This window comes from Psychrobacillus sp. FSL K6-1464 (assembly GCF_038003145.1).
Classification (GTDB): Bacteria; Bacillota; Bacilli; order Bacillales_A; family Planococcaceae; genus Psychrobacillus; species Psychrobacillus psychrotolerans.
Map to the genome: position 1 here is coordinate 1223838 of NZ_JBBOOP010000001.1, position 21842 is coordinate 1245679.

Genomic DNA, 21842 nt, shown 5'->3' on the forward strand with positions numbered 1-21842 from the left:
AAATGGAAGTTCTATTTCGTAACGTTCGTGAATTAGTAGAGCGAGCAACCCGGGAAAACAAACTGATCTCTGAAATAATGATAGAACAGGAAATAATGATTACAGATCGTTCTAGAGAAGATATAATGGCTCAAATGGATCGTAATTTGACGGTTATGGAAGAGGCTGTTGAAAAAGGCCTTCGTGGTGTTCAATCTACTTCGGGTCTCACTGGTGGAGATGCAGTTTTACTACAAAACTATCTTAAAAAAGGAAATACTCTTACAGGAGGGCTTATGTTAGATGCTGTTAGTAAAGCAGTGGCAACTAACGAAGTTAATGCTGCTATGGGAACGATATGTGCAACGCCAACAGCGGGTTCGGCGGGAGTAGTTCCTGGTACTTTATTTGCAGTAAAAAACAAATTGAATCCTACTAGAGAACAGATGATACGGTACTTGTTCACATCTGGTGCTTTTGGATTTATAGTAGCGAATAATGCTTCTATTTCAGGAGCAGAGGGCGGTTGTCAGGCAGAAGTTGGTTCTGCTTCAGGAATGGCGGCAGCAGCAATCGTAGAAATGGCGGGAGGATCTCCTGCTCAATGTGCGGAAGCTTTTGCGATAACATTAAAAAACATGCTTGGGTTAGTTTGTGATCCAGTAGCTGGATTAGTAGAAGTACCTTGTGTGAAAAGAAATGCGATGGGTGCCGCTAATTCATTAGTGGCAGCAGATATGGCGCTAGCGGGTGTAACTAGTCGAATTCCATGTGACGAAGTAATAGATGCAATGTATCGAATTGGTCAATCGATGCCCTCTACTTTAAAAGAAACTGGTCAAGGTGGTCTTGCAGCAACACCTACTGGTAGATGGTTAGAGTCTAAAATTTTTGGTGGAGCAGTAGTTGGAAGTGGAAACTAATAAGTATGATTTAGTCGCTTCTCTAAAGGGAGTGGGAAGTAGTACAGCAAACGCCTTGCAAGACCTAGGTATTGTTACTTTAGAGGATTTAGTTATGACATTCCCTTATAGGCACGAGGATTTCCGACTAAAAAATTTGGCAGAGACTGCGCATAATGAACGAGTGACAGTAGAAGGAAGGGTCGAAAGTGAGCCTTCCCTTCTTTTTTTAGGGAAAAACAAATCCAGAATGCAAGTTCGAATACTTGCAGGACAACACTTAATAAAGGCTGTATTTTTCAACCAAGGCTATTTAAAAGATAAGATAATTCCAGGTTCTATTGTAACCGTATCGGGAAAGTGGGATCGAGGTAGACAGGTCATTAATGTCTCTACTTTTTCGATTGGACCAAAAACGGATTTACAAGATTTTGAACCGGTATATTCTTTAAAAGGCTCGATCAATCAAAAAACATTTCGTAAGTTCATGAGGCAAGCATTGGATCATTTAAAGGGATCTTTAGTAGATCCACTACCAGATTCTATTCGATTACCATACCGTTTACCAGGTATCTCTGATGCTTTAGAAGGTATTCATTTCCCTCTAGATGCGGAACATTCCAAAGATGCAAGAAGGCGCTTTGTGTATGAGGAATTATTAGTTTTTCAATTAAAAATGCAGGCTATTAAAAAGGTTCGAAAAGAACAAAATTTAGGAAATGGGATTGCCTTTCATAATGATCTAGTTAAGAAGTTAATCGAAACTTTGCCATATGAACTTACAGATGCTCAAAAAAGAGTCGTCAATGAGATATGTCGAGACTTACGGGAACCTCATCGTATGAATCGCTTACTTCAGGGGGATGTTGGGTCTGGAAAAACAATAGTCGCCGCAATTTGTTTATATGCCGTAATTACAGCGGGGTATCAGGGGGCATTAATGGCTCCTACCGAAATCTTAGCTGAGCAGCATGCTAGTTCACTTGACGAATGGTTAGCTCCTATAGGTGTCCGAATTGCTTTACTGACCGGTTCAACAAAAACTAAAGCTAGAAGAGCAGTCTTAGAAAATCTAGCAGCTGGGACTATAGATCTTTTAATAGGGACGCATGCATTAATTCAACCAGATGTTGTATTTAAAAAGCTTGGGCTTGTCATAACCGATGAGCAGCATAGATTTGGTGTGGAGCAGCGGAGAGTCCTAAAAGACAAAGGAGAAAATCCAGATGTTCTTTTTATGACCGCGACTCCTATTCCTCGTACTTTAGCTATTACGGCTTTTGGGGAAATGGATGTTTCTATTATCGATGAAATGCCTGCAGGTCGTAAGAAGATTGAAACACATTGGATGAAACCTGATCAGCTACATAAATTGATAGCTCGATTAAAAAGTGAACTGGCTACCGGAAGACAAGCTTATATAATTTGTCCTTTAATCGAGGAGTCTGAAAAGCTTGATGTCCAAAATGCGGTAGATGTGTATAACATGATGACAGAAGAACTGAGGGGCACCTCCACAGTTGGTTTAATGCACGGAAGACTCCATTCGGATGAGAAAGAACAAGTAATGAGAGATTTCTCAGAAGGTGGTATCCAGGTATTAGTTTCCACTACAGTTGTAGAGGTTGGTGTAAATGTTCCGAATGCAACATTTATGATAATTTTCGATGCAGAGCGTTTTGGTCTAGCCCAGTTACATCAACTACGAGGTCGAGTTGGTCGTGGTGAACATCAATCATTTTGTGTATTGTTAGCTGATCCAAAGTCCGAAGAAGGAAAAGAGCGAATGGTTTCCATGACCGAGACTAATGATGGCTTTATACTAGCAGAAAAAGATTTAGAACTTCGAGGTCCTGGTGACTTTTTTGGGAAACAACAAAGTGGACTTCCAGAATTTAAAGTAGCAGATCTTGTGCATGATTATCGTGCTTTAAATACTGCTAAAGTGGATGCTGAGAGGTTATTAGACTCTAAAGAATTTTGGGATTCGAGTGAAATGGCGGGACTCCGCGAGATGCTGATAAATTCAAAAGCTATGGATGGAGAACGAATTGATTAAAGAGAATGTAAGAAGGATTTTGAATCTATTCTTGCATTCTTTTTTTAATATTTATATACTGATATTAGTACCAAGTGCTAAAATGGTGGTGAGGATATGAAATACTCCAAAAAGGATAGGCAGAAATTACTATTAGAAACATTAGATAAAAACCCGTTTGTGACGGATGAAAATTTAGCTTCTACTTTTCATGTAAGTGTTCAAACTATCCGACTGGATAGAATGGAATTATCTATTCCGGAATTGCGAGAACGTATTAAGTCAGTTGCTGCTCATAATTTTGGAGAAGACGTCAAGTCTCTTCCAATTGACGAAGTAATTGGAGAGATTATTGATATAGATTTGGATAAACAAGCGATTTCCATATTAGATATTACACATGATCATGTTTTTGCTAGAAATGGTATAGCAAGAGGACACCATTTATTTGCTCAGGCCAATTCATTAGCCGTTGCGGTTATAAATGATGATTTAGCGCTTACTCGAAAGTCTAATCTTACATTTGTCAAACCTGTAAAAGTAGGAGATCGTGTAATTGCTAAAGCAGTCGTGACATCCAGTGATGTCGAAAAGAATAGTACGTTAATAGAGGTTACTAGCAAGGTAGAAAATGAGACGGTTTTCGTTGGTCAATTTAGCATGTACCGAGTAACGATGTCATAAAAAAGGTGATTAATAATGAAAATTTCAATAGATGCAATGGGTGGGGACAATGCTCCTCATGAAATAGTAAAAGGCGTTTACGAGGCGTTAGAAGCGTTCCCAGATATAGAAATTCAGTTATATGGTGATGAGGAAAAGCTTGCCTCGTTAATAACGAAACATCAACGTTTAACAGTTATACATACAGATGAAGTAATTGAAGGGACAGATGAGCCTGTTCGTGCAATTAGAAGAAAGAAAAACTCCTCCTTGGTTAAAATGGCTGAATCTGTGAAAAGTGGAGATTCTGATGCTTGCGTGTCAGCGGGGAATACTGGCGCTTTAATGGCGGCTGGATTATTTATAGTTGGTCGTATCGATCAAGTAGATCGTCCTGCTTTAGCACCGACATTACCTACGCTTGATGGAAAAGGGTTTGTTATGTTGGATTTAGGTGCCAATGCCGATGCAAAACCTGAGCATTTAGAGCAGTTTGCGGTTATGGGTAGTATATATGCTGAGAAAGTTCGCGGTATTTCGAATCCACGTGTGGGGCTGCTGAATATTGGGACAGAAGATATTAAAGGAAACGAGTTAACTAAAGCTGCCTTTCAGCTCTTAAAAGACGCACCTATTAATTTCGTGGGTAATGTTGAATCTAGAGATTTACTTAATGGAGTAGCGGACGTGGTTGTGACGGATGGTTTTACTGGGAACATGGTACTTAAAACGATTGAAGGTACAGCTTCGGGCATATTTACTTTATTGAAGGAAGCTTTTAATACATCTGCTAAAACAAAAATATCTTATTTATTGGCAAAAAATGAACTTAAAGTGCTAAAAAACACATTAGATTACTCCGAATATGGAGGAGCAGGATTATTCGGTCTGAAAGCTCCAGTTATTAAAGCGCATGGTTCCTCGAACGGTCGAGCTATCTATCATGCCATCAGACAGGCTCGTACAATGGTGGAGCATAATGTTGCGGACATAATTTCAACTACATTACGAAAGGAATCACCCAATGACTAAAATTGCTTTTATCTTCCCTGGCCAAGGTTCACAAACAGTGGGCATGGGTCAACAATTAGTAGAGAATAATACAGATTGTCATCATTTTTATGAACAAGCAAATGAAGTATTAGGATTTTCTTTGAGTGAGCTTATGTTGAATGGACCTGCAGAGGAACTTACCAAAACCTATAATGCACAGCCGGCATTACTCACTACAAGTTCCATGATTGCACACAAACTAAAACAAGCTGGAATCATACCTAATTTTACCGCTGGTCATAGTTTAGGTGAATATTCTGCCCTAGTTGCGTCAGATGTTCTAAGCTTTGCAGAAGCGGTTTTATTAGTTCATCAAAGAGGTTTATATATGAATGAAGCAGTACCTGCCGGAAAAGGTGCGATGACTGCGATTCTCGGATTAGGCAAAGATGAATTAGCAGCTGTTACTCATGATGTCACTTCAAACGGTGAGGTTGTGCAAATAGCTAATTTAAATTGTCCAGGTCAGATTGTTATTTCGGGAACTGCTGCAGGAGTATTAGAAGCATCAAGTAAAGCAAAAGAAGCTGGTGCTAAAAGAGCGATTCCTCTAGTAGTAAGTGGACCATTCCACTCCGAACTAATGAGACCTGCAGCGCAGCAATTAGATGCTGCAATTTCAGCAATTGAACTAAAGCAAGCTGCTATACCTGTCATTTCAAATGTAACTGCTGAACCAGTTACAGATGCTAGCCATATTAAAAATTTACTAGTTGAACAATTGTATTCACCTGTTCGTTGGGAAGAATCGATTCAACAGATGATAGAGCAAGGAACGACTATTTTTGTAGAATGTGGTCCTGGTAAAGTTCTAAGTGGTTTAGTGAAAAAGATCGATCGATCTGTAACTACTTATTGTGTGCATGATGAAGAGACATTACAGCAAGTTATTACTGAGCTAGGAGTTGAGCAACATGGGTAAATTAGATGGGAAATCTGCAATTGTAACTGGTGCTTCTCGCGGGATAGGAAAAGATATTGCTTTATACCTTGCGAATGAGGGAGCTAAGGTTGCTGTTAACTATAGTGGGAGTAAAGAGAGAGCAGAAGCTGTGGTAGAAGAAATTAAAGCTTCAGGTGGAGAGGCTTTTGCTATTCAAGCGAATGTAGACAAAGCAGATGATGTTCAAAATCTAATAAGCTCCACTTTAGAGAAATTTGGTTCGATTGATATTTTAGTAAACAATGCTGGTATCACTCGTGATAATCTACTTATGCGTATGAAGGAACAAGAGTGGGATGATGTGCTTAATACGAATTTAAAAGGTGTCTTTCTTTGTACAAAAGCTGTGACAAGACAAATGATGAAACAACGAGCAGGGAGAATTATTAATATTACGTCGATTGTTGGAGTTTCTGGGAATGCAGGGCAGGCCAATTATGTCGCTGCTAAAGCTGGGGTTATTGGTCTAACTAAGTCATCTGCTAAAGAATTGGCCAGTCGTAATATAACAGTGAACTCGGTTGCACCTGGATTTATAACAACAGATATGACAGATGCTTTACCGGAGGATATTAAGTCTCAAATGTTAAGCCAGATTCCACTAGCTAAATTTGGAAATCCGGTAGACATCGCTAAGGCGGTTGCATTTTTAGCCTCGGAAGACGCAAATTATATAACTGGTCAAACAATTCATGTAAATGGCGGCATGTATATGTAAGGCTCCAGTCTATATAGGAGTTTTATGTATAAATTGTAGAAGCACTTTCATTACAAAGCAGTTTTTTGTATAATCATTGAGGGGAGGTGACTAATGTGTCAACTGTTTTAGAACGCGTAACTAAAGTAATCATCGATCGTCTAGGAGTAGATGAGAACGAAGTAAAATTAGAAGCATCTTTTCGTGAAGATTTAGGTGCAGACTCTCTAGATGTGGTAGAATTAGTAATGGAATTAGAAGATGAATTCGATATGGAAATTTCAGATGAAGATGCTGAACAAATTTCAACTGTAGGTAGTGCAGTTAAATATATTGAAAGCAAACAAGGTTAAATATTATGCAGTAGGAAGTCTACTACATAAAATTTAATAGTAGCAGAGGCGTTCTACTTATTCCATGTGAATAAGAGAACGTCTCTATTTCTTTTTGCACATTAGGCTAGAAACGGGTAAACTTAGATGAACATATGATAAGTGGAAAGGCAGATAATTCATGAAAGTAAATCGCAAAAAAAATAATATTCGCAGAGTAATTTTTTCAGAAACTGTAAAAGAACAATTTGAGCAGTTTCAGGAGCATTTCCAAATAAGATTTGAAAATCCAACATTATTGTATCAAGCCTTTACCCATTCATCTTATGTGAATGAGCATCGTCGTAAATTTTTTGCCGATAACGAACGTCTAGAGTTCCTTGGAGACGCAGTATTAGAATTGTCCGTTTCTCAATATTTATTTCAAAAATATACTGGCATGAGTGAAGGCGAGTTAACTAAACTCCGAGCGGCCATCGTTTGTGAGCCATCTCTTGTATTGTTTGCAAATGAGTTGAACTTCGGCAAATATGTATTGTTAGGAAAAGGGGAAGAGCTAACGGGCGGTCGTGAAAGACCTGCACTTTTAGCAGACGTTTTTGAAGCATATATCGGTGCATTATATTTAGATCAGGGATTAGAAACAGTTATAGAGTTTTTAGAAAAAATTGTTTTCCCCAAAATCGAACTCGGTGCTTTTTCGCATGTGATGGATTATAAAAGTCAATTACAAGAAATTATTCAACAACAAAATATTGGTACGTTAAGCTATGAAATAGTAGAGGAAAAAGGACCGGCTCATAATCGTACTTTTGTTTCTCGGGTTATTTTAAACACTAAAGAACTGGGTATCGGCGATGGTCGTTCTAAAAAAGAGGCAGAACAACAAGCTGCAAGACTTGCTATACTCGCATTAAGGGATTCAGAACAGGGGGAATAGTCATTGTTCCTTAAAAGATTAGAAATTGTTGGATTTAAATCTTTTGCAGACCGTATTGGAATTGATTTTGTTCCAGGAGTTACTGCAGTAGTAGGGCCAAATGGTAGTGGAAAAAGTAATGTTACAGATGCAATAAGATGGGTTTTAGGAGAGCAGTCTGCGAAGTCTCTTCGAGGTGCAAAAATGGAGGATGTCATTTTTGCCGGAAGTGATTCTAGAAAAGCATTGAACTTTGCAGAAGTGAACTTGATATTAGATAATGCAGACCAACGGGTAGCTCTTGATTTTTCGGAAATTAGTGTGACTAGAAGAGTGTTCCGTTCTGGTGACAGTGAATACTTGTTAAATAAACAAACATGCAGATTGAAGGATATTACGGACTTATTTATGGATTCTGGGCTTGGAAAAGAAGCGTTTTCTATTATTTCTCAAGGCCGGGTTGACGAAATACTAAATAGTCGACCTGAAGATCGCCGTACTATTTTTGAAGAAACTGCAGGTGTTTTAAAGTATAAGCAACGAAAAAAGAAAGCTGAATTTAAGCTAATTGAAACAGACGATAACTTAAATCGTGTTCTCGATATTTTGCATGAATTGGATAGTCGAATGGAGCCTTTGCAGATTCAATCCTCTCTGGCGTCCGATTATTTAATGATGTCCGCAGAACTTAAGGATATTGAAATTGCAGTTATCGCTCATGATTTAAGGGATTTTGTTCAAGAAAATATGGAATTAAAAACAAAGTTAAGCGAACTTCAGCACATCAAACAGTCTCTACTTTTACAAATTGACGAGCTGGAAAAAAATATTCAGCAAGACAGAAAAGTAATGACCGCTATTGATGAAAAGTTGGATACAGAGCAAAGTGAACTAGTAGAATCCAGTTCTGAATTAGAACGCTTGGAAGGCAGAAAGCTGCTTTTGGCGGAGAAACAACAAAATGCTAGTCAACAAATATCGCAGCTTAAAAAGGCGCTAGCAGAAGAACGATATAAAGTTCAAACGCTAGAAGAGCAAATGAAAACGAATAACAAAGAAAAATCTAATAAACAAGCTCAACTTAAAGTGCTTCGTGCTAAAAAGGTTCAAATCGATCATGTGTTGAGTAAATCTGCTTCTGAAATGGAAGAAGAAATTGAAGAGTTGAAAAGTACATATATCGATTTGCTAAATGAAGAAGCAACTATGAAGAACGAGATGAAACATATGGAGCAACAACTTCACTTTGAACTCGTTACTTCAGAAAAAATGGTTGCAGACTACCAAGAAATTAAAAACGAATTAGAAAAGCTAACAATCCGCAAAAACGAGTTAGACCCGTTATTGTCAAAATGTCAAAAGGATCTACAAGCAAGGCTTACGGATTATAAAACAAAAAGAGAAGTTTCAGAACGTCTAGAAGGTTCCTTTGAAGAGCAACAAACAATGCTTCAAAAAGCCTATCAGATGAAACACCAAATGCAAGCAAGAAGAGATTCATTGGAAGAGTTAGAATCTGAGTTTTCCGGGTTTTTCCAAGGAGTTAAAGAGGTTCTTATTGCGCGAGATAAGAAGGAACTAAAAGGTATTCACGGAGCAGTTGCTGAACTAATTCAAATACCAGAATCATATATGACGGCAATTGATACTGCTATTGGTCCGCAATCTCAGCATATAATTACGGATAGTAGCCAGGATGCTAGAATTGCAATAGATTGGTTAAAGAAGAAAAGGGTAGGGCGAGCAACATTCCTACCACTCCAGGTTATGAAATCTCGTAAAATAAACGAGTTCACACTCAATTCTATTCAAGACCATCCATCTTTTGTGAATACAGCAGATAAACTTGTTAATTATTCTGAAGGCTATCAAATTATTGTAGAAAATCTTCTTGGTAATATTATAATTGCCATAGATTTAAAAGGGGCCAATGAAATGGCTGCTCGACTGCAATATAAATTCCGTTTCGTTACATTAGATGGAGATGTAGTAAATGCCGGAGGATCTTTAACAGGGGGGTCTGTTAAACAGCAGTCTTCTTTATTTACTCGTAAAGCAGAGCTTGAACAACTTAATATCAAGCTAGTAGAACTAGAAAAATCTGTTTTAGAAGCAGAAGTTTCTGTTTCTAAAAGAAAACAAGAAGTACAAGACTTGAAAATAGATTTAGAAGACACTCGAATTTCTGGTGAGCAACTAAGAGAATTAGAGCATAAACTTCTTTCTGAATCTAGAGAATGTGCTGCTATAATTTCTAGATTGACAAGTCAGTTATTGGAATATGACGAAGAAAAAACAGAAAAGAATCATCTCCATGAAGGCTTAGTTCAGAAAAAAGCGCAAACTGCTGCCAGAAGTAAAGAAATTAACGAGTCATTGATTTCTATTCAGAAAACAATTGATGAACTACAGTCGTTGAAGCAACAATCTTTGCAAGAGAAAGATAAATTCCAAAATGAGTTAGGCGAATTACTTTCTCTTATCGCTGTTGTCAATGAACAACTATCTCAACTTGAGAAAGAAAAAGTTCTTTTGGAACAGTCTAGTACGGTGAGTGTACAAAAAGTGACAACCTTACAAAAGGAAATCGCTTGGTATGAAAATGATGACCAAGGGGAGACATCTCCGGAAGAATTAATAGAACTAATCGAACAACATAAAAAGAAAAAAGAGTATTTAATCGTTCAAATACAATCAGGTAAAACTAAGCGGTCAGAACTTGCACAATTAATATTGCAAGCAGAACTGTCATTAAAACAATTGCAACAACAAGCTAATATACATCTTATGGATGAACGAACGTTAGACATAAAACAAAGTAAAATTGAAGTAGAAATGAAGACGTTACAAAATCATTTAGAAGAAACTTATGAAATGACATTAGAAGATGCAGAGCAGAATTATCCATTTGACATGGACGAGGATTTGGCCCGTAAAAAGGTTAAATTATTAAAGCGCTCTATTGAAGAATTGGGTCCGATAAATCTTAGTTCCATTCAGGAGTTTGAACAAGTAAACGAACGTCATTCATTCCTAACTGAACAAAGAGAAGATTTGTTATCCGCTCAAGAGACATTACATGAGGTTATTAAAGAAATGGATGAAGAGATGACCATTCGTTTTGAAACAACCTTCAATGAAATTCAACGTCATTTTAAAGTAGTGTTCCGAGAACTATTTGGTGGTGGTCAGGCAGATTTGTTATTAACAGACCCAACGTCGTTACTTGATACGGGGATAGAGATTCTGGCTCAGCCTCCAGGGAAAAAATTACAAAACCTTTCTTTATTATCTGGTGGAGAACGAGCACTTACAGCCATTGCTTTACTATTCTCGATTTTACGAACACGCCCAGTTCCATTTTGTATTTTGGATGAAGTGGAAGCAGCACTTGACGAGGCTAATGTCACACGTTATAGCGATTATTTAAAGAAATTCAGCAACGATACACAGTTTATCGTGATTACACATCGTAAGGGTACAATGGAAGGCGCGGACGTCCTATATGGTATTACCATGCAGGAATCTGGTATTTCCAAATTAGTTTCTGTTAAATTAGAAGAGGAATTAGTAACTTAAAAGGAGTTTATATATGAGCTTTTTTAAAAAATTCAAAGAAAAAATGTTAGGTTCTACTCCAGAAGCAGAAGAAACAGTTTCTATTACAAATAAGTTTAAAGAAGGTCTTTCCAAAACAAGAAACCAGTTTACATCAAAGGTGAATGATCTAGTAGCCAAATATCGTAAAGTGGACGAAGACTTTTTTGAAGAACTAGAGGAAATATTACTACAAGCGGATGTAGGTTTCGAAACAGTTACAGAATTGATGGATTCATTACGCTTTGAAGTACAACGCAAAAATATTAAAAATACTTCTGGTATTCAATCGGTTATTTCTGAGAAGTTAGTAGAAATTTATAATGCTGGTGAGGACGACGTAACGGAGCTTCAACTTGAAGAAAGTGATTTATCTGTTATTTTGTTTGTCGGAGTGAACGGCGTTGGTAAAACAACGACGATAGGAAAACTTGCCCATCGTTTAAAAGGGGAAGGAAAAAACGTTATGCTAGCAGCAGGGGATACGTTCCGTGCTGGGGCTATCGAACAGCTGCAAGTTTGGGGAGATAGAGTAGGAGTCGAAGTTATTAAGCAGTCAGAAGGCTCCGATCCTGCAGCAGTTATGTATGACGCTGTAAGAGCTGCTAAGTCTCGCGGTGTAGATGTGCTAATCTGTGATACTGCAGGTAGGTTACAAAACAAAGTAAACTTAATGAATGAGTTGGAAAAAATTCATCGTGTAATTTCTCGTGAAATACCAAATGCTCCTCATGAAGTGCTACTTGCGCTTGATGCTACTACAGGACAAAATGCACTTGTTCAAGCACAAACGTTTAAAGAAGTAACAAATGTAACGGGTATTGTCTTAACTAAGCTAGATGGTACGGCAAAAGGTGGTATCGTACTCGCGATACGCAATAAACTGCATATTCCCGTAAAGTTTGTTGGTCTAGGAGAACAGATGGATGATTTACAACCATTTGACGCAGAAAAGTATGTATATGGTCTTTTCGCTGATGGATTAGACTTGGAAGAAGCAGAAGAAAAAGAGTCAGACAAGTAATTTTACTTGACAGATGTCTTTTCTCTTACTAAACTAGAGTATGATAAGTGATTAGCGAATGGGGGAAGTAATAACCCCATGCTGTAATTGATATGGTAAGGAGAGATGGGAATGATTGAAAAAACAACTCGCATGAATTTTCTCTTCGATTTTTACCAGGCTTTATTAACAGATAAACAAAGAAGCTATATGCAACTTTATTATTTAGATGATTTGTCTCTTGGGGAAATAGCAGAAGAATATACTATTTCAAGGCAGGCTGTATATGACAATATACGTCGAACTGAAGCTATGTTAGAAGAGTATGAGGAAAAACTAAGTCTGTTTTCCAAATTTCAACGTAGACAAGAAACGGTGGAACAACTACTTTCTCTTGTAGAAGATCAATCATCTGAAAAAGAACTGATTCAACTCATTAATCAATTAAAAGAATGGGATTAGGAGGCGAACGTGCATGGCGTTTGAAGGATTAGCAGAGCGACTCCAAGGTACACTTCAGAAGATTAAAGGTAAAGGTAAAATCTCTGAAGCTGATGTAAAAGAAATGATGAGAGAAGTTCGTTATGCACTTCTTGAGGCAGACGTTAACTTAAAAGTAGTAAAAGAATTCGTTAAAAATGTTTCGGACCGTGCCGTTGGTCAAGACGTGATGAAAAGTTTAACGCCTGGTCAACAGGTTGTTAAAATCGTTAAAGATGAATTGACCGAACTGATGGGTGGAGAGCAAAGTCAAATTTCTTTCTCTACGAGACCACCTACGGTTATTATGATGGTCGGTTTGCAAGGGGCAGGGAAAACAACTACTACTGGTAAATTAGCCAATGTCCTGCGTAAAAAGTACAACAAAAAGCCCTTATTGGTTGCTGCGGATATTTATAGACCAGCGGCCGTTCAACAGCTGCAAACTATCGGGAAACAGCTTTCTTTACCTGTGTTTGCATTGGGGACCGATATTTCCCCTGTTGAAATTGTTAAGCAGGCTATAGAACAAGCCAAGGAAGAACATCACGATGTAGTTATTATAGATACTGCTGGACGTCTTCATATTGATGAGACGCTTATGCAAGAGTTAAAAGATATACGCGCAATTAAAGAACCTGATGAGGTATTTTTAGTTGTAGATGCAATGACTGGTCAAGATGCAGTCAACGTAGCAAATAATTTTAACGAAGCTATAGGTATTACCGGTGTCGTTTTAACAAAATTAGATGGAGATACACGTGGTGGTGCTGCGTTGTCTATTCGCTCCGTTACTCAAAAACCGATTAAATTTGTCGGGATGGGTGAAAAAATGGATGCGTTAGAGCCTTTCCATCCGGAACGAATGGCTTCTAGAATTTTAGGTATGGGCGATATGATGTCACTTATCGAAAAAGCTCAAGCAAATGTCGATGAAGAACGTGCGAAGGAATTAGAAGAGAAATTCCGTACGCAAAGTTTTACATTCGATGATTTCTTAGAACAAATTGGTCAAGTGAAACAAATGGGACCTTTAGATGAAATTCTAAAAATGTTACCAGGTGCAGGTAAAATCAAAGGGTTGGAAAATGCGAAGGTAGATGAAAAACAGATGGATCGTGTAGAAGCCATCATTTATTCGATGACTACGCAGGAAAAAACAACTCCCGAGATACTTAATGGACCAAGAAAAAAGAGAATTGCTAAAGGGTCTGGTACATCTATTCAAGATATAAACAGATTACTGAAACAATTTGAAGATATGAAAAAAATGATGAAACAAATGACCAATATGCAACAAAAAGGCAAGAAAAAGATGAAAATGCCTGGTCTAGACTCATTATTTAAATAAAAAATATAGGGTGTTAAGAAAAAACACTTTACAAACAAATAAAAGCTTGATAATATACTATCTTGTGTGAAACTATTCGGAGGTGCAATGAAAATGGCAGTAAAAATTCGTTTAAAACGTATCGGAGCTAAAAAGTCTCCTTTCTATCGTATTGTAGTAGCAGACTCTCGCTCACCACGTGATGGTCGTCAAATTGAAACAGTAGGTACTTACAACCCACTTACTAAACCAGCTGAAGTTAAAATTAACGAAGAATTAGCGTTAAAATGGCTTCAAGACGGTGCAAAACCATCTGATACAGTACGTAACTTGTTCTCAGAACAAGGAATTATGGAGAAATTCCATAACGCAAAACTCGGCAAATAATCGGAGGGGACAATGTGAAGCAGCTGATCGAAGCAATCGTTAAACCGATAGTTGATTATCCAGAAAATGTGAAGGTTGAAAAAGAAGAAAATATAAACCGTATAGTTTATAAACTTTCTGTTCATCCTGAAGATATGGGAAAAGTAATTGGCAAACAAGGGCGTGTCGCGAAAGCAATTCGTACAATTGTTTACTCAGCAGCAGGCAGTCACCAAAAGAAAAAAACATATGTCGACATATTAGATTAAAAAGGAAGAACAATTTGTTCTTCCTTTTTTGATAGGTAGAAAACATTATACTCAGTATATGCGTAGCTCCGTATATAAAAATGTCCTGTTAACAATTGTTTAAGGAACTTGTTAGAATGAATAATCCCATGATTTCCGTTACAGCTGGACGCTTTCCGCGTGCGTTTCCTCAGCCTCCTCGCTTGGAAAACATATGCTCCTGCGGTTACTCGTCGCAAAGACATTACCCAAACAAAGTTTGGCCAATGTCTTCGCTGCGGGGTCTTCGCCTAACGCTTCCCGCTGGAGTCGCCACCTTGCACTACAATTAATTAATGTGCAGTACTACACTAAAAGATTGGGCATAGTTTATCGCTAAAATAAAAAGATTGGTCAAATTTTTAGCGATCAATTAAAATCAATTGTAATTATTTTAAATTAAAAAATGTTATCCAATAATAGATGAAGAATGCAGAGATCAATTTATATTATTTGGAGAGAGAAAATACGACATTGTATGCAACTTTTCTTATATTAAGTGGTTATTGTTGAATGTAGCGCAGGTCGGCGACTCCAGTGGGACAGCACGAGGGAGAGACTACAGGCTCGAGCCGTGCCCACGGAAAGCGTCCGACCGGAGTGGAAATCAACGGCATATTTAAATTTTTTTTGACTAGGAGGTAATCTTAATGGAATGGTTTAATGTAGGTAAAATAGTAAATACACATGGTATTTGGGGAGAGGTTCGAGTAATCTCTACGACTGACTTTGCAGATGAACGCTACGAGGTTGGAAGTGAACTTGCTTTACATAAAGCGGATGGTTCTAAACCAATTATGGTTAAAGTAGCAAGTCATCGTAGACATAAGAACTTTGATCTATTAACTTTTGAAGGTTATTCATTGTTAAAAGATGTAGATGTATTTCGTAATGCCATTTTAAAGGTATCTGAAAAATATCTTTCAGATTTAGAAGAAAATGAGTTCTATTTTCATGAAATTATAGGCTGTACAGTAGAGTCTACCGATGGCGAAATCATTGGAACTATAACGGAAATTATTCAAACGGGTGCTAATGATGTATGGACAGTACACCCAGAACAAGGGAAAAAAGATCACTATATCCCATATATTGAGGACGTAGTCAAATCAATTGATATTGAACATAAGAAAATTACCATAGAAGTATTGGATGGTTTACTGTCATGATGAATATTCACATTCTTTCTCTTTTTCCAGAAATGTTTACTGGTGTATTTAACTCATCCATTTTGAAAAAGGCCCAAGAAAAGAATGAAGTAGAAATAAATGTAGTGAATTTTAGAGACTACTCAGGGAATAAACATCATCAAGTAGATGATTATCCTTATGGTGGTGGGGCGGGTATGGTATTAAAGCCAGAACCTATTTTTAATGCCATAGAGGCACTTCCGCCGAGTCAAGGGACAAATAGACGTATTATCCTTTTGTGTCCACAGGGAGAGCGTTTTACGCAGAAAAAAGCGGAAGAGCTTGCTATGGAACAAGAGCTTGTTTTTATTTGCGGACATTATGAAGGCTACGATGAACGAATTCGGGAATATCTAGTTACTGATGAAATTTCTATAGGGGACTTTGTATTAACAGGCGGTGAGTTAGCAGCCATGACTGTGGTAGATAGCGTGGTAAGGTTACTGCCTAATGTATTAGGAAATGCAGAATCGCATGAAAAAGATTCTTTTTCGACTGGTTTGTTAGAGCATCCCCATTATACTCGTCCGGTTGAATATCGAGGTTATAAAGTTCCAGATGTTTTAATGTCTGGAAACCATGCGGCAATTGATAAATGGCGCAAACAACAATCTTTAAATAGAACGTTCACACGCAGACCTGATTTATTGGATAAAATAGAATTGACCTCGGAACAGGAATGTTTATTAAAAGAAATAAAAGGATAGTAATTTTATAATAATTATTGCGTCCGGTAATTAGGTGTGTTATATTTTATTATGTACTTTTATGGAAAGTACTGATTTTGGGTGTTCCGCTGCAACAGCAACTGTGTGTAAGAGCATTCTACAGAAGGAGAGAAAATGATGCAAAACATTATTTCAGAAATCACTAAAGAACAATTACGTTCTGACCTTCCTACATTCCGTCCTGGGGACACAGTTCGTGTTCACGTTAAGGTTGTAGAGGGAACTCGCGAACGTATCCAAATGTACGAAGGAGTTGTAATTAAACGTCGTGGTGGCGGAATTAGCGAAACTTTCACAGTTCGTAAAATTTCATCCGGTGTTGGTGTTGAACGTACATTCCCTGTACATACACCAAAAATTGCAAACTTAGAAGTTACTCGTCGTGGTAAAGTTCGTCGTGCTAAATTGTACTACTTACGTGACCTACGTGGTAAAGCAGCTCGTATTAAAGAACGTCGTTAATAGCAAAAGTAGATGTTGTAGCAAAGGTGGTTCCACTTTTGCTACAACATTTTTTATTTGAAGATAAGAAATTATACAATGTAGCATGAACACCCGATTTGAAGAACATTTAAGGGTGGATAATACTACTGATTTCCGTAGAGCATATAATAGAGTCATTAAAAGGGTATTTACTTTTTGTTCATAATAAACAAATCACACAAACTCCACGAAAATTGGATATTTGTTTTTGCTTGAAAAGAGTTTTCCTTGTACAATAAAGAGAATAACCAAAGGGGGCAAGTTAATGGAACAAGCAAAAAAGCAAAAGAATGAATTATGGGAATGGTCAAAAGCTTTATTAATTGCTTTTGGACTAGCTGCGATAATTCGCTTCTTTTTATTCACACCTATCGTAGTAGACGGAGAATCAATGATGCCCACATTAGAAAATGGGGATCGTATGGTTGTTAACAAGATCGGCTATATGGTTGGTGAGCCAGATCGTTTTGACATAGTAGTATTCCATGCCCCAGAGCAAAAAAATTATATTAAACGTGTAATAGGCCTACCTGGTGATCATGTTGAGTATAAAGATGATCAATTATACGTTAATGGAGAAGAAGTAGTTGAACCTTATTTAGATCAATATAAAAGTGAAATAACAGAAGGTACACTTACAGATGATTTCACTTTAGAAGAGATTACTCAAGAAGAGATAATCCCAGAAGGATATATTTTTGTTATGGGTGATAATCGAAGATATAGTAAAGACAGTCGACATATTGGACTAGTCGCTATTGATGAAGTTATTGGTAATACGAATATTGTTTTTTGGCCTCTGAATGAAATTAGTTTTATAAAGTAACAGGAGGTGCACGATGACAATTCAATGGTTTCCAGGTCATATGGCCAAAGCACGAAGAGAAGTAACCGAAAACTTAAAATTAGTGGATATCGTGTTTGAATTAATAGACGCACGATTACCACTATCATCTCGAAATCCAATGATAGATGAAGTGATCCATCAAAAAACGCGATTACTTATTTTAAATAAAATGGATATGGCAGATGAAATGCAGACTAAAAAATGGATTGCTTATTTCGAGGGAAAAGGACATCCAGCAGTGGCGATTAACTCTCTAGAGGGAAAAGGACTACAAACTGTATTCAAGGCCGCAAAAGAGCTTTTAAAGCCTAAATGGGACCGTATGAGAGATAGAGGAATAAAACCTCGTGCAATTCGCGCAATGATTGTTGGAATTCCGAATGTAGGGAAGTCCACGCTGATTAACCGTTTTGCCAAGAAAAATATAGCAAGAACAGGTAATACGCCTGGTGTTACGAAAAGACAACAATGGATCAAAGTAGAAAGAGAAATTGAATTGTTAGATACACCGGGTATCTTGTGGCCAAAGTTTGAAGATCAGCAAGTTGGTTATAAGCTTGCGCTAACTGGTGCTATTAAAGATGCAGTTATTAATATGGAAGATTTAGCAGTATATGGTCTAAACTTCTTGCAGGACCACTATCCAAAGCGGATGGAAGAACGGTATCAGATTACAGAAGTAAGCAAAGATTTAGTAGAAACTTTTGATCATATTGGCAAGTTAAGAAGATGTTATAGAAATGGTACCGAAATAGATTACGATCAAGTATCAGAACTAGTTGTTCGAGATGTGCGCAATCTAAATCTAGGTAGGTTAACGTTTGATTTTGTGGAAGAATATTAATGTTACTGATACCCTTTTTGCCAAATGGTAAAAAGGGTTTTCTCGTTTCTAAAGAGTGTTAGATGGAAGTGGATTTGTTGAATTTTATACATTATTGCCGATACATAGAATAAGAGATAGAAAGCTGATGTGAATGAGATGTTAAGTATAAAAGAGATAAAAGAAAAATTAGAGCAATCTACAGGTTTAGAAACATGGATAACGGAGTTAGAGCAGGATGAACGAATTGGTGCACGCAAACTGTGGACAAGTTGGAAAAGAAAACAACAACAATTACTAGTAGAACGTCAGGCACATGAAGAAAAAGTAGCCTTCGATAGAAGTTATTGTTCGGAGGATAAGAGTTTAGTAGCGGGAGTGGATGAAGCTGGAAGAGGTCCTTTGGCAGGTCCGGTCGTCACAGCTGCTGTAATCCTTCGAAATGATACGAAAGAATTAATAGGCCTAGATGACTCAAAACAAGTTACTAGAACTAAACGAAATGAGCTAGCTATAGCGATTAAACAAAATGCAATTGCGTACAGCATACACTTTCAAACAGTTGAAAAAATCGATCAGTTGAATATTTATGAAGCAACGAAACAATCCATGACAGAAGCTGTATTAAACTTAGAAGAAAAACCGAATGTCGTATTAGTAGATGCGATGAAATTGCCTATTGACATCGAAACGCATTCTATTATAAAAGGGGATGCAAAAAGCTTGGCAATTGCAGCAGCATCTATTTTAGCTAAAACCGCTCGAGACGAATACATGGATCAGTTACATGAGCAATTTCCGATGTATTTATTTAACAAACATGCAGGCTATGGTACAAAGTTACATGTCGAAATGATAGAGAAATATGGTCCTACCCAGCACCATCGAAAATCATTTGAGCCGATTAAATCAATATTAAGAATGAGGTGATTACGTGACTTCCACATCTTTTTCAATTACTCAATCATCTGCAGCTTCCGGGATAACTTCTTCTTTACAAGCACCTATGAAGGAAGGGCAAGTAGTTCATGGAAAGATTAAAAAATTGTATCCAAACCAAACTGCCGAAGTACAAATTGGCAATCAAAAAGTAATAGCAAAATTAGAGACTCCACTAAAAGCTGGGGATTCTCATTTTTTTCAAGTAGAGAAATCAGCACCTGAATTACAACTAAAGGTAGTTACAGGGCCTCTCACACAAGGAAATACGTTAGCACAACAAGGCCAACAATTATTACAAGCAATGAACTTACCAAAAACAACTGAAATGCAAGCAGCTGTGCAGTTTTTTATAAAACAACAATTACCGGTTTCTAAAGATACATTAGTACAAGTAGAACAATTATTAAAACAAATGCCAAAAGATGTAACGTTAAAAGGTGCCCTCGAGGCTATCCAAAAAATAGTCGATATGAAACTGCCTTTAACTTTTACTATGCTCCAGACAGTAATGAGCGGGAAATCTACGGATGGAATGCATAATATTCTTCAAAATTTACAAACCCAATTACAGCAGGATCAAACAGTTATGCCAGGTTTAAAAAATAATATCCTACAAAACATACAAAAGTTAGCAGAGCCATTTAATGGCCCAGTTGCTGGAGCGATACTAGGTAAGCAGATAGAAAATCTTCAAAACCAACAATCCCCTCTATCATCACGCTTACCGATTCTACAAACGTTAAAGGAATCCAATGCACTGCCAGCTACTGCGAGCATTTCGAATCCAACCCCGATTACTGGTCAGCCGGCAATTGCAAATTCAGCTGGAGAATTGTTATTAAAACTTGAACAAGCTTCTCCTACAGAAAAGGGGCAAGTGTTAGAACAAGTTCGTAGTTGGGTTAGTCAACAATCTTCATTAACGACCACCCAAAAGAATGAAGTGATAGCTTTACTGAAAAATAATAGTCAACCTAATCAACTTCAGCTAGTGAATAATGCATTGACAAAAGTATTTGCCGAGCAAAGTCAGCAAGCAATTTTTACAAAAGATTTAAACGGGTTAACTCCCAAGGACCACTTGGTGTCGTTATTAGGGAAAGGCATTACGGAAGAAGCTATAACTCAAAATTTACAAAATGTAACGAATATAAGTAGAAACCCTGCCAACAGTAATATACTTACTCAAACGGTCATTCAAGCAGAGCAACAAGTTATGCAGCAATTAGATGGAAAAGCATTTGAGCACGCTATAAAAGATGTCTTACGATCTCTAGGATTCGGTTATGAAGCAAAACTAGGAAATAATAGCGAGGAAATAAGACAACTAGCTTCTCAATTAAAGCCACAAATTGTGGAGTTAATGCAAAACCAGACCATTTCTACTGCATTGAGAGATAGTGCAGAAACAGTGCTTGCACGCATGAATGGATTACAAATATTATCCAATGAAAATGGGCCGCAACATCAGTTGCTGATGCAAGTTCCTTTAGAGTTTCTAGGTAAAAAAATGGATGCTACACTTGAGTGGAATGGTCGGATGAAAGAAGACGGTAAAATCGACTCCGATTTTGCTAGGATTATGTTTTATTTGCAGCTAGATACTTTAAAAGAAACTGTTGTAGATATGCAAGTACAAAATAGAGTCGTTTCGATTACTTTATATAACAATGACAAGGATTTAGTTCCAGTTGTTGATAAATTTAAAGAAATATTAAAGCAAGGATTATCATCGGTAGGATATCAGCTCTCGGGAGTATTCGTAAAAAGCTTTGAGGAACAAAAAATCACATCGGCTTTGATGGCAAAATCAAAGGCGCTTGATGCACAAGGAGTAGACATTCGTATATGAAAGATGAAAGGTATACTCGAAAAGAAGCTGTAGCAATAACGTATAATCCCGATCTTAATGATGCACCGAAGATAGTAGCAAAAGGAAAGGGTAAAATAGCAGAAAATATTTTAGCGAGAGCCGAAGAATTTAATGTTCCCGTACAAGAGGATGCAAGTTTAGTAGAACTTCTCGGACAATTGGATATAAACCAATCGATTCCAGAGGAGTTATATCAGGCGGTAGCAGAGGTCTTTGCTTATATTTACAAAATAGATAAAGAAAAAGGAAATGCTATAAGATCTACCGACGCATAGTCTGAATATTCGTCGTATTACGCAAATGCTATACTTTTGTGGACAAAATGTGACACTTTTAATACAATTAGAAGGGTAGTAAATTACTTGAC

At 37.4% G+C, this 21842-nt stretch carries 22 protein-coding genes; all 22 read left to right on the forward strand.

The genetic code is table 11. From position 1 onward, the window contains the following. Positions 1-2: 2 nt before the first annotated feature. The 22 genes from sdaAA to MKX39_RS05925 all read left to right on the forward strand — a co-directional run bounded on the left by sdaAA (position 3) and on the right by MKX39_RS05925 (position 21750). The gene (gene sdaAA / locus MKX39_RS05820) at positions 3-902 is read left to right on the forward strand and encodes an L-serine ammonia-lyase, iron-sulfur-dependent, subunit alpha (protein WP_093535218.1); all 900 of its coding nucleotides are present in this window, start codon (positions 3-5) and stop codon (positions 900-902) included. Beyond that, on the forward strand, positions 892-2940 hold the full coding sequence (gene recG, locus MKX39_RS05825) for an ATP-dependent DNA helicase RecG (protein ID WP_340771345.1): 2049 nt from the start codon (positions 892-894) through the stop codon (positions 2938-2940). Before sdaAA ends, recG begins: the two co-directional genes overlap by 11 nt. A 96-nt stretch (positions 2941-3036) precedes the next feature. Further along, positions 3037-3603 carry a transcription factor FapR gene (gene fapR, locus MKX39_RS05830; protein WP_093535216.1) on the forward strand — a complete coding sequence of 189 codons (567 nt, stop codon included), beginning with the start codon at positions 3037-3039 and terminating at the stop codon, positions 3601-3603. Positions 3604-3618: 15 nt separating this feature from the next. After that, a complete protein-coding gene (gene plsX / locus MKX39_RS05835) occupies positions 3619-4614 on the forward strand; it encodes a phosphate acyltransferase PlsX (RefSeq protein WP_340768719.1) in 996 nt (331 codons plus the stop codon). Next, positions 4607-5557 carry an ACP S-malonyltransferase gene (gene fabD / locus MKX39_RS05840; RefSeq protein ID WP_340768720.1) on the forward strand — a complete coding sequence of 317 codons (951 nt, stop codon included), beginning with the start codon at positions 4607-4609 and terminating at the stop codon, positions 5555-5557. The genes plsX and fabD overlap by 8 nt, the downstream gene beginning before the upstream one ends. After that, positions 5550-6296 carry a 3-oxoacyl-[acyl-carrier-protein] reductase gene (fabG, locus tag MKX39_RS05845; protein ID WP_093535210.1) on the forward strand — a complete coding sequence of 249 codons (747 nt, stop codon included), beginning with the start codon at positions 5550-5552 and terminating at the stop codon, positions 6294-6296. Before fabD ends, fabG begins: the two co-directional genes overlap by 8 nt. Positions 6297-6391: 95 nt before the next feature. Then, the gene (gene acpP / locus MKX39_RS05850; RefSeq protein WP_093535208.1) at positions 6392-6628 is read left to right on the forward strand and encodes an acyl carrier protein; all 237 of its coding nucleotides are present in this window, start codon (positions 6392-6394) and stop codon (positions 6626-6628) included. A gap of 160 nt (positions 6629-6788) precedes the next feature. Then, complete coding sequence (rnc, locus tag MKX39_RS05855; protein ID WP_093535206.1) at positions 6789-7547, forward strand: ribonuclease III; 759 nt, start codon at positions 6789-6791, stop codon at positions 7545-7547. Positions 7548-7550: 3 nt separating this feature from the next. Continuing rightward, complete coding sequence (gene smc, locus MKX39_RS05860) at positions 7551-11105, forward strand: chromosome segregation protein SMC (RefSeq protein ID WP_340768722.1); 3555 nt, start codon at positions 7551-7553, stop codon at positions 11103-11105. A gap of 13 nt (positions 11106-11118) precedes the next feature. Next, a complete protein-coding gene (ftsY, locus tag MKX39_RS05865) occupies positions 11119-12147 on the forward strand; it encodes a signal recognition particle-docking protein FtsY (protein WP_340768723.1) in 1029 nt (342 codons plus the stop codon). Between the two features lie 111 nt (positions 12148-12258). After that, entirely contained in the window at positions 12259-12588 is a 330-nt protein-coding gene (locus MKX39_RS05870) for a putative DNA-binding protein (protein WP_093535200.1), read from the forward strand. Positions 12589-12601: 13 nt separating this feature from the next. After that, positions 12602-13957 carry a signal recognition particle protein gene (ffh, locus tag MKX39_RS05875; RefSeq protein ID WP_093535198.1) on the forward strand — a complete coding sequence of 452 codons (1356 nt, stop codon included), beginning with the start codon at positions 12602-12604 and terminating at the stop codon, positions 13955-13957. A gap of 93 nt (positions 13958-14050) precedes the next feature. Then, positions 14051-14323, forward strand: a complete 273-nt coding sequence (gene rpsP / locus MKX39_RS05880; protein ID WP_093535196.1) for a 30S ribosomal protein S16 — start codon at positions 14051-14053, stop codon at positions 14321-14323. A 14-nt stretch (positions 14324-14337) separates the two neighbouring features. After that, positions 14338-14571, forward strand: coding sequence for a KH domain-containing protein (locus tag MKX39_RS05885; RefSeq protein ID WP_093535194.1), 234 nt, complete (start codon positions 14338-14340; stop codon positions 14569-14571). Between the two features lie 668 nt (positions 14572-15239). Continuing rightward, positions 15240-15758: a ribosome maturation factor RimM gene (gene rimM, locus MKX39_RS05890; protein ID WP_093535192.1), complete on the forward strand. Its 519-nt coding sequence runs from the start codon at positions 15240-15242 to the stop codon at positions 15756-15758. Then, positions 15758-16486, forward strand: a complete 729-nt coding sequence (gene trmD / locus MKX39_RS05895) for a tRNA (guanosine(37)-N1)-methyltransferase TrmD (protein WP_340771347.1) — start codon at positions 15758-15760, stop codon at positions 16484-16486. The genes rimM and trmD overlap by 1 nt, the downstream gene beginning before the upstream one ends. Positions 16487-16624: 138 nt before the next feature. Further along, a complete protein-coding gene (rplS, locus tag MKX39_RS05900; protein WP_093535190.1) occupies positions 16625-16969 on the forward strand; it encodes a 50S ribosomal protein L19 in 345 nt (114 codons plus the stop codon). A gap of 286 nt (positions 16970-17255) precedes the next feature. Next, complete coding sequence (gene lepB / locus MKX39_RS05905) at positions 17256-17816, forward strand: signal peptidase I (protein ID WP_340768724.1); 561 nt, start codon at positions 17256-17258, stop codon at positions 17814-17816. A gap of 13 nt (positions 17817-17829) precedes the next feature. After that, the gene (ylqF, locus tag MKX39_RS05910; RefSeq protein WP_340768725.1) at positions 17830-18681 is read left to right on the forward strand and encodes a ribosome biogenesis GTPase YlqF; all 852 of its coding nucleotides are present in this window, start codon (positions 17830-17832) and stop codon (positions 18679-18681) included. Between the two features lie 138 nt (positions 18682-18819). Continuing rightward, positions 18820-19590, forward strand: a complete 771-nt coding sequence (locus MKX39_RS05915) for a ribonuclease HII (RefSeq protein ID WP_340771350.1) — start codon at positions 18820-18822, stop codon at positions 19588-19590. Positions 19591-19594: 4 nt separating this feature from the next. Further along, positions 19595-21454, forward strand: a complete 1860-nt coding sequence (locus MKX39_RS05920) for a hypothetical protein (protein WP_340768726.1) — start codon at positions 19595-19597, stop codon at positions 21452-21454. Then, positions 21451-21750, forward strand: coding sequence for an EscU/YscU/HrcU family type III secretion system export apparatus switch protein (locus MKX39_RS05925; protein WP_340768727.1), 300 nt, complete (start codon positions 21451-21453; stop codon positions 21748-21750). The genes MKX39_RS05920 and MKX39_RS05925 overlap by 4 nt, the downstream gene beginning before the upstream one ends. Positions 21751-21842: the final 92 nt, after the last annotated feature.

What these genes read in the sequence shown, in the direction of transcription:
- fabG (WP_093535210.1), top strand. Translation starts at nt 5,550, where the DNA reads ATGGGTAAATTAGATGGGAAATCTGCAATTGTAACTGGTGCTTCTCGC.
- sdaAA (WP_093535218.1), top strand. Translation starts at nt 3, where the DNA reads ATGGAAGTTCTATTTCGTAACGTTCGTGAATTAGTAGAGCGAGCAACC.
- MKX39_RS05870 (WP_093535200.1), top strand. Translation starts at nt 12,259, where the DNA reads ATGATTGAAAAAACAACTCGCATGAATTTTCTCTTCGATTTTTACCAG.
- fabD (WP_340768720.1), top strand. Translation starts at nt 4,607, where the DNA reads ATGACTAAAATTGCTTTTATCTTCCCTGGCCAAGGTTCACAAACAGTG.
- ftsY (WP_340768723.1), top strand. Translation starts at nt 11,119, where the DNA reads ATGAGCTTTTTTAAAAAATTCAAAGAAAAAATGTTAGGTTCTACTCCA.
- rimM (WP_093535192.1), top strand. Translation starts at nt 15,240, where the DNA reads ATGGAATGGTTTAATGTAGGTAAAATAGTAAATACACATGGTATTTGG.
- plsX (WP_340768719.1), top strand. Translation starts at nt 3,619, where the DNA reads ATGAAAATTTCAATAGATGCAATGGGTGGGGACAATGCTCCTCATGAA.
- ylqF (WP_340768725.1), top strand. Translation starts at nt 17,830, where the DNA reads ATGACAATTCAATGGTTTCCAGGTCATATGGCCAAAGCACGAAGAGAA.
- trmD (WP_340771347.1), top strand. Translation starts at nt 15,758, where the DNA reads ATGAATATTCACATTCTTTCTCTTTTTCCAGAAATGTTTACTGGTGTA.
- fapR (WP_093535216.1), top strand. Translation starts at nt 3,037, where the DNA reads ATGAAATACTCCAAAAAGGATAGGCAGAAATTACTATTAGAAACATTA.
- lepB (WP_340768724.1), top strand. Translation starts at nt 17,256, where the DNA reads ATGGAACAAGCAAAAAAGCAAAAGAATGAATTATGGGAATGGTCAAAA.
- MKX39_RS05915 (WP_340771350.1), top strand. Translation starts at nt 18,820, where the DNA reads ATGTTAAGTATAAAAGAGATAAAAGAAAAATTAGAGCAATCTACAGGT.
- rnc (WP_093535206.1), top strand. Translation starts at nt 6,789, where the DNA reads ATGAAAGTAAATCGCAAAAAAAATAATATTCGCAGAGTAATTTTTTCA.
- rplS (WP_093535190.1), top strand. Translation starts at nt 16,625, where the DNA reads ATGCAAAACATTATTTCAGAAATCACTAAAGAACAATTACGTTCTGAC.
- rpsP (WP_093535196.1), top strand. Translation starts at nt 14,051, where the DNA reads ATGGCAGTAAAAATTCGTTTAAAACGTATCGGAGCTAAAAAGTCTCCT.
- ffh (WP_093535198.1), top strand. Translation starts at nt 12,602, where the DNA reads ATGGCGTTTGAAGGATTAGCAGAGCGACTCCAAGGTACACTTCAGAAG.
- MKX39_RS05925 (WP_340768727.1), top strand. Translation starts at nt 21,451, where the DNA reads ATGAAAGATGAAAGGTATACTCGAAAAGAAGCTGTAGCAATAACGTAT.